This window comes from Pseudomonas sp. D4002 (assembly GCF_013385665.1).
GTDB lineage: Bacteria > Pseudomonadota > Gammaproteobacteria > Pseudomonadales > Pseudomonadaceae > Aquipseudomonas.
In genome coordinates, this window is sequence record NZ_JACAPN010000026.1 from 1 (window position 1) to 11909 (window position 11909).

The window sequence follows — 11909 nt, forward strand, 5'->3', positions numbered from 1 at the left end:
CGGGGGCGGTGAGTTCTTGTGGTGTGCCGAGGTGGTCGAGTTGGTAGTGGACGGGTTTTACGTCTTCCGGGCCGTAGCCTTTCAGCAGCGCTAATGGGCGAAAGCTGTTGGGTTCGTAGATATAGCTTTGGTGGTGATCAGCACTGTGTTCGGCAATCAGCGTGTCGCCTTGCCAGAAGAACTCGGTGGTTTGGCTTTTTATCGTTTTGGCGATACGCCGTCCAAACGGGTCGTAGCGATATGTGGCTTCGGTGCCGTCCGGCTGGGTGACGCTGATCAGTCGGTGCTGGCAGTCGTAGCGGTATTCAGTGACCAGTTGCTGAGCCCGACCCCGGCGTTCCCGCAGGAGGTTGCCGAAAGCGTCGTAGTCGTAATGGCGGTCACCTTGCATCAACAGGCGATTGCCTTTGACTACGCTCGGACCGACGCGGTCTTGCATCAGCAGGTTGCCCGCCGGGTCGTGGACGAAGCGTTCCTGCAGGTCGTGCGAGTGGTTGGCGCGGGTCAGGCGGTCGAGCGGGTCGTAGTGGTAGTCGTGCTGGCCTTTGCGGGTGTCGAGGATGCGGGTCAGGTTGCCGCGTTTGTCGTAGTCGTATTGGCGGCGCTGGTGGCGTTGTTCCTGTTGGGTGATCGCGTGGGCGTGCAGGCGGCCCTGGTCGTCATAGTGGTAGTGGCTGAGGAGTTGGCCTTGCTGGCGCTGATGTTCACGGCCGGACTTGAACAGGTGCGAGGTGAGCAGGTTGCCGTTGAGTTCGACGGTGCCGAGGTCGCCACCTTTGTCGTAGTGGAAGGCGAGGCGGTTGTTGTCGGGCAGGCGCAGGTAGTTGAGTTGGCCGCATTCGTCGTAGCGGTAGCGCAACGTGCCCCAGCCCTGGTGTTCGGCGGTGAGGCGGTTTTGCAGGTCGTATTCGTAATGCAGCGGCCAGTGGCCGTCGTCGACGCTGAGGAGATTGCCGAGGCGGTCGTAGGTGTAATCGACAATGCTGCGGTCGGGCAGGGTTTTTCTTACGAGGCGACCGGCAGCATCGCGCGCATAACCGGTAACCAACTGACTGCCGTCATCGCCGTATTCGGTCTTTTCCAGCAGATGCCCGGCGAGGTCGTAGACATAGGCAGTACGCCGGCCATCAAACCCGATTTCCTGCTGGATCAGGCCGTTGGCGTGATAGTCGAGTCGATAGGTTTCGCCGACCTCGTTTTCAATCTCGGTCAGTAACAGCCGAACATTGTCATAACGGTATTTAAGCTGCGTGCCGTCCGGATTAATGCGACGGCTGATCAGGTGCAGACCGTCGGCGTACTCATAGCGCGTAACCCGACCCAGTTCGTCGCGCTCAGCAGTGATTTTTCCGTACGGGTTGTAGCTGAATTCGCGTGTGGCCCCGTCAGGCTGAATCACTTTCAGCAAACGACCTACGGCGTCCCACTGATACTGGGTCAGCGCACCATGCTCATCCTCGCAAGCCACCTGCCGCCCCAGGTCGTCATAGCGATAACGCCGCACACCGCCATTCGCCAGTTTTTCCTCAATGAGCTGGCCGCGTTCGTTCCAGATAAAGCGTTGGCTGCTGTTGTCCGGATACCAAACACCCGTAAGCTTTCCGTGTGGGGTGTAGGTGTATTCGGTGTAATTGCCGTCCGGATCAGTCTTGCGAGTGATATCGCCTTGATCGTTACGCTGGTATTTCCACACCGCGTCACCACGGCGCACAACCCGTACGAACCCGTTGTCATGCTCGTAGGACGTCGGCATATCGTCCCCGGGAAACAGCGCAATCAACCGACCGGCTTCGTCGTACTGATAGGCCGTCACCGCCCCCAGCGGATCCTGCTCGACCGTCAGCCGGCCTTTTTCGTCGTAGGATTTGAAGTGCTGCGCGCCGTCCGGATCGATCCGCTGCACCAGCCGTGCGCGCTGGTCGTGTACGTAGACTTCCTGGCTGCCATCGGCGTTGTGCACGGTGACCGTGCCGTTGTCATCCCACACATACCGCGTGTCCATCTGCGAAAAGCTGGCCCAGTGCCGGACGCACCTTGCCGCCTTGCCGGACCGTTCCCACTCCCAGAAGAAACTCGCCCCACCGGCCAGTTCCCGCTCCAGGATCACCTGCTGATCGTCGTACCGATAACGCTCGCTTTCGCCGACAGCGTTGGTCGCCTCAACCAACCGCCAGGCATCGTCGTACGTGTAGGAAACAACGTTCTGTTCGGTGACCCAGCCCGGCTCCCGCTGCACCTGATAGTCGACGGCAACGATATGGCCGTGCTCATACCGCAGCAGCAATCCCTGGCCAACATGGTTATCGATCCGCTGAATCCGCCCGGAATAATCGCGAGTAATGCGCAGCCGGTTGTCATACGCATCGCTGATCGCCGTCAGCACACCGTCACGGAAGTGGTAGAAAAGCGACGCCTGAGCCAGCACCCATTCATCCGGCAAGGCACCCAGATAAATCGCCGCTTCCGCCAGGCTATTGGTGATCGCCGGCCGTGCAGCAGAGGGCAGGGGAAAGGTGGTGCTGCGGTTTTCGTGATCGGTCCACACCACCGATTCGCCGCTCACCACCAAGCGCTGCGCCAGCGCATGACTCCAGCCAAACCCCAACCCGCAATCCACTTCCACGGCACTGCTGCGATACAACCGCGTCCAGGCAAATGGCAGGACACCCTCCAACGAGCCATCCGTAAGGGTCAGCAGCTCTTCACCGGTAACCATCGAAACCGGGCAGCCATTGGTACAGGTATTCGCCGAACAGACCGAAGCATCTCCATTGGGGTTTTTCGCCGAAGCCGGGGCATCATCCACATGTTCTTGCTTCACCAGCGCCGTGCGCGCCGCCTTAGGCTTTCGGACCAGCGCTGCCGGATTCGAAACCTCGTTTACACCGGCCTTCAACGGCACGGCCGCTGCCTTGATCGACACTGGATCATTTTTAAGCGACACCGGCTTAAGCACACTGGGGTGCCAGTCCAGCCGTGGTGCCTCGCCCAACTTGGCCATCTGCTCGAGTAACACCCGTGCCCGGCCGGACCTGACCTTGCCCAGCACCTGCGGGCCCAAACGCACCGCCACACCCATGCCGCCGGTGGCCAACAGCAACAGCAGGTTGAGCAGTACCTCGGAAGTCATTTCCCCCAGCAGCTCGTTCATGTCCGGCGGCGGAAGCAATTGCGCCCAACTGAACATCGCCGACAGATAGATGAACAGCAGCGGTTCATCGCTCAGCACCAGAAGACCGTTGGCAATGGCCTCATTGCTGAGCTTCAACAGCTCTTCAAGCTCGCCTTGGGAGAGGTACTGCAGGAGCTTTTCGCTATTGGGTTTGATGTCCGCCAGCCAGTCGTACAGGTTTGGAATACCGTCCCAAAGGCTGTACAGCGTGTTCGTAATCCCTCGCACAAACGCGGCGTCCATCAACTTGCGACGGTCGAGGGCGCTGGCGTTTGAGTACTGTTTCCACTGCTCTTCGAAGGTGCTCGTCCATTCACTGCGCAAGCTGCTTTCCAGCGAGCTGATCACCGACTGATAGGAGGCGTAGAGCGCCTTGACGTGATCCTTGGAAACATCGGGGTAGAAGCTGACCTGATACTGCTGGTCGCGCGTGCAGTCGGTGATTTCGAGGATGCCGCTGGGGCCGATGGTTTTATGAATGGGGGGACCGATCAGGCTGCCGTCCTCGGCGATGGCCTGGAGCATGACCGGCGTGTTGCCGATCGGCACAAACCGCTTGCTCTCAAACATATGCACCAGGGTCAGCGCACCATTGGGTTTGCACATTGCAACGGTGGTACTGGGGGCTTTAGAGGAAACAGGCGCGACCAGCGCGACCTCATCCCCAACCTTGAACACCTGCTCGACTTCCAGCGACGAAAAGCTCCAGAAGCTCTCAGCCCAATCGTCAAACGAGTTAAGGCACTCCCTGAAATTACGAAAGACCGCTTCAACGTCCTTCGTCTCCACATCCATGGGAGCCAGGGCCAACCTGCCTATGGCGGGATTCAAGAGGCAGCCCCATCGGGCAGGGCATTAATCGAAAAAAACATCGGCGTTCCCTCGCGCTGTGTGATCAGGCGAGGGACTTTGCAGAGGTTTGTAAGAGAAAGAAGTCAGAGCTATCCGCTGCTACTGATAGGACGTTTCGCCAAATCCCCGGCTAAACCGACCCGTTTTCGTAAGCCAAATCTCCGACAAAAATAAATCCCACAAAACCCACATACGCAACAAATCCAACTTGACAGCGTCCATTCCCTTGGCGTCTATTGACGTACCCGCTGGATCATTTCGCAGATGTCCCAGGATGCTCAATGAAGACTGATACCTCACTGACCCACATGCCCAGCGTCCTGCACGCAGCCGAAAGCATCCGCCAAGGCACACTGACCCCTGTGCAACTGGTCGAGCAAAGCCTCGAAGCCATCAAAGCCCACAATCCCACACTGAATGCCTTCGGCGACGTCTACACCGAATCCGCGCGGGAGCAGGCTGAAATCCTGACCGCAGAAGCGCAGGCCAACCAATTTCGTGGCCCGCTCCACGGCATCCCCTTCGGCATCAAAGACCTGTTCTCCACCGCCAATCTGCGCACCACCCGCGGTTCGCTGACCGGCCTGGACAACGTCCCCACCCAGGACGCCCCGATCATCCGCCGCCTCAAGGAGGCCGGCGCGATCATCCTCGGCAAGACCGCCACCACCGAATTCGGCTGGACCGGCGCCAGCACCTCCCGGGTTTTCGGCAATGGCCGCAACCCCTGGAACCCCCAGCTCACCAGCGGAGGATCCAGTTCCGGCTCGGCCATTGCGGTGGCAGCACGCATGGTCCCGGCCACGCTGGGTTCCGACGGCGGCGGTTCGGTGCGCATTCCCGGCGCCTTTTGCGGTGCATTCGCTCTTAAAGGGTCTCTTGGGCGCATCCCCACCTGGCCCTGGTCCGCCACTGAAATGCTCAGCCACGCCGGCCCGATCACCCGCACCGTGCGCGACAGCGCGTTACTCTTCGATATCCTCTCCGGCCCCGATCCGCTGGATCACCAGGCCTTGCCCGCGCCCACCGAGTCCTACCTGGCGCGCTGCGACCAACCGCTGGGCCCCGTGCGTGTGGCGTATTGCCCGACCTTGTTCGATACGCCGGTGGACCCGGTCATCGCCGTCACCGTCGAAGCGGCGGTGCATTACCTTGCGGATGAGCTGCCGGTCACCGTCACCACCCTGACTCTGGACTGGCAAGACCCGCTGGCCACCTTCGAAACCCTGTGGGTCGGCGGGCGCGGGATCGCCTATGGCAAATCCCTGGCCGATCGCCTCGACCAACTGGACCCGGGTTTCGCTGCGCTGATCAAGCGCTCCGCCGATTACGATCTGGCGGCCTACCTCAAGGCCGTGCAGCAACGTGCACTGTTCGCCAATCAGGTACACGCGCTGTTTAATGACTACGACGTACTGCTGATGCCGACGATGCCGATCCTGCCGTTCGCCGCCGACCGGGTTGCCCCCGAGGGCTGGCCGGGCGAGGAGGGCGCGGTGCCCTGGGCCCGCTGGACGCCGTTTACCTATCCGTTCAATATCACCGGCAACCCCGCTGCCAGCCTGCCCTGCGGCTTCAGCCCGAGCGGTTTGCCGATTGGCCTGCAGGTGATCGGCCCACGTTTTGCCGACGCCCAGGTGCTGCAATTCTGCGCGGCCGTCGAAGCCATCGCCCCCTGGGATCAGCACCTCCCCCCGATGCTGATGCCCTGATTGATTGCACCCGGAGTGGGCTCAAAAGAAGCCCGCCCGTGATAAACGCTTTGTGTTGTCCTGCCCTTTCACACCCTGATGAGTGAGAGGTACCCGTGACCCTGTCCATGGCTGTATTACGTTCTATGCTCCCCGCTGGACCGGCTCGCGCCGCGTTTCGCCGTGGGGCGCGCAATACCGGCCGCCTGAACCTGCCCTGGAATACCTCTTTTATGCTCAACCAGCCACGTCTCGACGAAATCATGCTCCTGCTCACCCAACACCAGCGCGTCAAGGCGTCGGACCTGGCGCAGGCGCTGTTCGTCTCCGAAGAAACCATCCGCCGCGACTTCAAGTACCTGGAAGAAGCCGGCAAGCTGCGGCGCATCCACGGCGGCGCGATCCTGCCGCGGCTCAACGAAGAACAGCCGCTGCAAGTGCGCAGCCGCATCAAGCCCCAGGCCAAGACGCGTATCGCGGTGTGTGCAGCGAAGCTGGTGAGCGAAGGCATGGTGCTGTTCCTCGACACCGGCACCTCGACCCTGGCCCTGGCCCAGCAACTGACCGCGTTCAGCCAGTTGCGCATCATCACCAACTCCCTGGACATCGCCCGCCTGATCACCGAGCAAAGCGCCAACCAGGTGCTGGTGGTGCCCGGCGATGTGCGCCGCAACGACAACGCGCTGATTGGCGCCCACACCCTGGAATTCGTCCGACAGTTCCACTACGACATTGCCTTCATGGGCATCGGCGCTGTCGACCTTGAGCTGGGGTTCATGGACTACCAGGAGCCCGAGGCGCTGCTGCGCCGGGAACTGACCAAACACAGCCTGCGCAGCGTGATCCTGGCCGATGACGCCAAGTTCGGCCACCGCACCTTTATCAATACGCTGCCGTTCAGCGCCATCACGACCCTGGTCACCAATCGTGCGCCGTCCAACGACTTTGCGACCCGCCTGGAGCAAGCCCATGTCGATATCCTTTACCCCTGAGTTGCTGGTGCCCAGTGAACAGGACCTTGAAACCTTCGAGGCGCTGTTCCGCGACACCTCGGCCATCGGCGCGACCAAGGCCGGTGGGCTGCATCGCCTCGCCGCCTCGGCCGAAGACGGCGCCGTGCGCGACCTGTTCGCGGCCTGGCTGACTGAACGCGGTTTTGACGTGCGTGTGGATGCAGTGGGTAACATGTTCGGTTTGATCACCTTTAATCCAGAAGCGCCCTACGTGCTGTGTGGTTCGCATCTGGACAGCCAGCCGAGAGCCGGGCGTTTCGATGGGGTCTATGGCGTACTGGCCGGCGCAGTCGCGGTGGCCAGCCTGGCTCGCCAACTGCGCGAGCGCGGCGAAACGCCGGCGTGCAACCTGGTGGTGGTGAACTGGACCAACGAGGAGGGCGCACGCTTCCAGCCCAGCCTGATCGGCAGCAGCGTGTTCACTGGTGACCTGGCCCTGCAAGACGCCTGGGCCTGCCGCGATGGCGATGGCATCAGCCTCAAGCATGCGCTGCAGCAGATTGGTTATCTGGGAGAGGGCCGCGTCGAGCTGGACGTCGCCGGTTATGTGGAAATCCACGTCGAACAAGGTGATGGCCTTGAGCGCGACGGGCTGGCCATCGGTGTGGTGCGCGACACCTGGGCCGCCCTCAAGCAACGGATTCGGTTCATCGGTGAACAGAACCACACCGGCCCTACGCCCATGGCCGCGCGCAAGGACGCCTTGCTGGCCGCCGCCCACGCGATCACTGCGGTGCGGGCCGAGGCCGACCTGCACGGCGTGCAACTGCACAGCTCGGTGGGGCGCCTGGAGATCTATCCCAATTCCCCCAACGTTGTGCCTTCCAGCGTGACGTTGCATGTCGAGTACCGCTCGCCCGACACCGAATTACTGGCCGCAGCCGGTGCGCGCCTGGACGCCAGCCTCAAGGCCACCGCCAGCGCCACGTCGACCGACTACAGCATCGAAAGCCGCGCCCTGCGTGAGCCGACCCACCTGCACCACGGTTTTGCCGAGTTGGCCTACGGCGTCGGCCAGCAACTGGGCTTGCCCATCGGCAACAGCGTCACCGTGTCAGGCCACGACGCCATCAGCCTGAGCCGGCATTACCCGGTGTGCCTGCTGTTTATCCCGAGCAGCAATGGCGTGTCCCACAACGAAGCGGAATTCACCAGCGAACAGGACATGCGCAACGGCCTGCACATGCTGACCGCGTTGCTGCACCGCGCCTGTTCCACCCCCAACGCCTACCGCTGAGGTCTGCCATGTCGAGTCGTTTGCAAGCAAAGTCACGGCTGCTGGGCGCCCTGGAGGCCGCCGGCTTGTCCGCCCATGTGGTGGTCGAAGAGGGCACCGCCGGGATTGCCTCGCCGGTACGCCTGGCCACCGAGTGGGCCGGTTTTACCGTCAGCGCACCGTGGGGCCAGTGTTACGCCAAAGTCTTGCATGACGACATGCGCGCGCTGATCGACATTGAACGCACTGCCCGCGCCACCCAACTGGCAGCTGATTGCGACGTGACGCCGGGTGTGCGCCTGGTGGATGCCACGGCCGGCGTGTTGCTGCTGGATGCGTTGCCCACCAGCGAGTGGCGTTGGGCCCGCCTCGACGAATTGATGCAGCCCCAGCGCCTGCAAGCGCTCTGGGCCCTGAAGAAACAATTGCACCAAGGCACCTCGCCGGGCTTCACCCGCTCGCCGCTGCAAGACATCCAGCACCTGCGCGAATTATGCGTGCGCTACAGCGTGGCCTTGCCCATCGACCACGCCTGGATCAGCACCTGCATTGACCTGGCCTGGACCTCGCTGCAACTGAACGCCAGCGACTCGGTGCCGCTGCACGGCGACGGCGTGGCGAGCAACGTGATGATCGGCCCGGACGGCGCCTTGCAACTGATCGACTTCGATTACGCCGGCAGTGGTGATCCCTGGTACGACGTGGCCATCAGCCTTAACGAGTTGTACGTCTTCGAAAACGACTGGCGCGAAGGCATCCATGCCTGGGCCGGCGAGTGCCGTGAAAGCGACTATGCGCGCTGCCGCTTGTACGCCTTGATCAACGATTGGTACTGGACGCTCTGGGGCCTCTGGGTCGGCGCTACCTCGGCGCGGCCGCTGGAGTTTTCCAAGGTCGGGCAGTGGACGCTGTTGCGCTGCCGCCAAAGTCTGCAAGACCCGCGGTTTGAAGGTTGGCTACGTCAGGTACAGGAGGGGCAGGCATGAAAGCGTTAGGTGAGGCGTGTACGCCACAAGAGTGTCAGCTGGAAGCGGCGGTGCACGGGGTTGCCAGTTGGGGCGGCACCGGCATTCGTTATGAACCGGTCAGCGGCGGGATTTCCAACACCAACTGGCGGGTGGAAGTGGCCGGGATCGACACTGCGTATTTCTTCAAGGTGCCGGGCGTGGGCACCGAGATGTTCATCGACCGCCGCACGGCCCACGACGCCAGCCTCAAGGCGGCGCAAACCGGCTATGGCGCGCCGGTGTTCGCATTCCTTGAAGAGTTCGGCGTGGAAGTCTTCGAGTTCATGGAGGGCTGGCGCGCCTCCTCCAACCACGACTTCCTCGACCGCGATGTGCGCCACAACGCGCTGCACGCCCTCAAGGCGTTCAACGACCAGCCGCCACTGGTGCAGACCAAGACCGTGTTCGACATGATTGCCGAGCACCAGCGGCAGGTGGAGCAACTCAACGGCTGCAAGCCCGCCGACGACGCCTGGCTGCGCCGCCAATGCGACCGCGCCCGGGGCGTGCTGCAAGCTTCCGGCATCGACCTGGCTCCCTGCATGAATGACACCCTGGCGGGTAATTTCATGCTCAACGACCGTCGGCAAATTCGTCTGGTGGACTTCGAATACGCCTCCAACAACGACCGGCATTACGAACTGGCGCTGTGGTTCGGCGAGATGTTTTTCACTGATGAAATGGAACTGGCCCTGATCGAGGATTACTTCGGCCAGGTCACCCCGCAGAACCTCGCGCGCATCAAGTTGCACAAGGCCCTGGCGGACATCAAATGGTCGACCTGGGCGATGGTGCAGCACGCGGTGTCGCAGCTGGATTTCGACTTCTACAAATACGGCACCTGGAAGCACATGCGTGCCCGCAGCATCATCAACGATTCGCAATGGGAAACCTGGCTAAGACAGGCTTGAGCCTGCGCCAGACAACAATAATGCATTGAATGAAGTCACTTGGGCGCTGATTGGTGCCTGCGTTTTCACTGCTTGATTTTTGTTTGATCACACAAAAAAACGATCCACAAATTCAAGGAGCACCCGACTCATGAAATCTGATAGCGCACCACCCGGACGCCTGAAAAGCCAACTCTTCGGCGTGTACTTTTTCCTGTTGCTGATGCTCGCCTTATTCCCGCCGTTCTATTTGAGCGTGAGCGGCAGTACCGCGTTGGTACTGGGCATACCGTTGCCGATCTTCTACTGGATCGCCATTGCAGTCCTCGCAGGCCTGGGCCTGTGGGCGTTGTACGTCGCCGAATTGAAGGCCGGCGAAATACCCGAAGAGGGGGATGCGCAATGATCAGCACCGCCAGCGATGCCAACCTCTTTATCACCTTCGGCGTCATCGGCCTGTTCCTGGCCGGGATGATCGCCGTGCTGTACGCCACCAACCGCGAGAGCACGAGTTTTTCCGATTACGCCGTAGGCGGGCGCTCCTATGGGCCGTGGTACATCGCCATGTGTTACACCAACTCGTGGTGGCCGGGCTCGACCTTTACCGCGTTTTTCGCCCTGACCATCGGCGGCGCCCTGGGCTTCTACGGCATGGTCTACGCCACCCTTGGCGTGACGGCAATGTACCTGATGGCCCGCCGCGCGTGGACCTGGGGCCAGCGTTTCAACCTGCGCACCCAGCCGGACTTGCTCGGCATGCGCTTCAACAGCCCGGTGGTCAAGCGCGTGGCCTCGATCATCGGCATCATCTCGGTATTCCCGTGGGTGGTGATGGGCATCCAGGCGTTGGCGATGTTGTTCCAGTTCGCCAGCTTCGGCCGCTGGGGCGTCACCACCTGCCTGGTCGCCGGCGTGGTGGTGGTGCTGGTGCGCCAGTACTGGACCGTGAGCATGGGCATGCGCGGGCTGATCATGACCGACATGTTCCAGGGCCTGATCGCCTATGTCGTGTGTGCGGCGCTGTGTGTGTTCCTGCTGTTCGGCGACCAGGCGTCGTTCTCCAACCTGGCGCACCTGCCGGCGAAAATGTTGCTGATTCCCGGCGCCAGCGGCACCGGTTACGGCCCGCTGTACATGTTCAGCCTGATCTTCACCGGCGTGATCGGCTCGATGTGCTGGCCCATGAGCTTCCAGCGCATCTACACCGCCAGCGGCGTCAAGGCGGTGAAGAAAGGCACGCTGTACACGATCCTGTTGGTGGGTGGTTTCTACGGGATTCTGATGCTGTTTGCCGCGGCCATCAGCCAGGACCCGAACGTCATCGCGCACCCGCAACAAGGCTGGTTCCTCTCGCTGTTCGACATCGGCGGGCCGTGGATGCTGGCGCTGGCGATCGTCATCGTACTGGCGGCGAGCATCGGTCACGTCGACGGCTGCGTGCAGGTCTGCGGCACCCAGTTCGCCAACGACCTGGCCACCTGGAACACCCCGCGTACCGATCGGCAACTGACGCTGCTGGCCAAGTCCGGGATGGTGGTGTTTATCGTCGCCGCCTCGGTGCTGGCGTACCTGACCTTTGATTACGCGCGGTTGCAATTGCTGGCGCAGATTTCCTACCAGGGGATTATCCAGTTGGCGGTGCCGCTGTTCTTCGGCATTTTCAGCCGCCGCGGCAACAAGGAAGGCGCGATTGCCGGGATGCTGGCGGGGATCGTGGTGGCGATTGTGCTGACGACGATGTACCCGGACGACATTCCCGGGCTGGGGTCGTTGACCAGCGGGATTGTGGGGCTGGTGGTCAATGCGGGGATTTTTGTGGCGTGTGCATGGGCGATCAAGCCGAGTGAGGAGGAGAGTGCGCGGGTGGAGCAGTTGTTTGAGATGGCGGCGCCAGGGCGCAAAGTGCCAATGGGGGCAAGGCCGGTCCTGAACTGAACCCACTTCTCAAACCCAATGTAGTTCCAATGTGGGAGCGGGCTTGCTCGCGAATGCAGACTGTCAGTTAAAGCATCAGCGACTGATATACCGCATTCGCGAGCAAGCCCGCTCCCACATTTTTGATTGTGTT

General features: G+C 61.7%; 8 protein-coding genes. 7 read left to right on the forward strand and 1 reads right to left on the reverse strand.

Annotated features, from left to right (window positions below):
- On the reverse strand, nt 1-3967 hold a 3967-nt coding region (locus HX824_RS20225; protein ID WP_177054979.1), incomplete at its 3' end, for a DUF6531 domain-containing protein.
- Nucleotides 3968-4332: 365 nt separating this feature from the next.
- Between HX824_RS20225 and HX824_RS20230 the strand changes: the two genes are divergently transcribed.
- The 7 genes from HX824_RS20230 to HX824_RS20260 all read left to right on the forward strand — a co-directional run bounded on the left by HX824_RS20230 (nt 4333) and on the right by HX824_RS20260 (nt 11776).
- A complete protein-coding gene (locus HX824_RS20230; RefSeq protein ID WP_177054998.1) occupies nt 4333-5736 on the forward strand; it encodes an amidase in 1404 nt (467 codons plus the stop codon).
- A gap of 212 nt (nt 5737-5948) precedes the next feature.
- Nucleotides 5949-6707, forward strand: a complete 759-nt coding sequence (locus tag HX824_RS20235) for a DeoR/GlpR family DNA-binding transcription regulator (protein WP_008433061.1) — start codon at nt 5949-5951, stop codon at nt 6705-6707.
- Entirely contained in the window at nt 6685-7965 is a 1281-nt protein-coding gene (locus HX824_RS20240) for a M20 family metallo-hydrolase (protein WP_177054980.1), read from the forward strand. Before HX824_RS20235 ends, HX824_RS20240 begins: the two co-directional genes overlap by 23 nt.
- Nucleotides 7966-7973: 8 nt before the next feature.
- The gene (locus HX824_RS20245; protein WP_177054981.1) at nt 7974-8930 is read left to right on the forward strand and encodes an aminoglycoside phosphotransferase family protein; all 957 of its coding nucleotides are present in this window, start codon (nt 7974-7976) and stop codon (nt 8928-8930) included.
- The gene (locus tag HX824_RS20250; RefSeq protein WP_177054982.1) at nt 8927-9862 is read left to right on the forward strand and encodes a choline kinase family protein; all 936 of its coding nucleotides are present in this window, start codon (nt 8927-8929) and stop codon (nt 9860-9862) included. Before HX824_RS20245 ends, HX824_RS20250 begins: the two co-directional genes overlap by 4 nt.
- Before the next feature lie 130 nt (nt 9863-9992).
- The gene (locus HX824_RS20255) at nt 9993-10247 is read left to right on the forward strand and encodes a hypothetical protein (protein WP_003218518.1); all 255 of its coding nucleotides are present in this window, start codon (nt 9993-9995) and stop codon (nt 10245-10247) included.
- Entirely contained in the window at nt 10244-11776 is a 1533-nt protein-coding gene (locus HX824_RS20260; RefSeq protein WP_177054983.1) for a sodium:solute symporter, read from the forward strand. Before HX824_RS20255 ends, HX824_RS20260 begins: the two co-directional genes overlap by 4 nt.
- Nucleotides 11777-11909 lie beyond the last annotated feature (133 nt).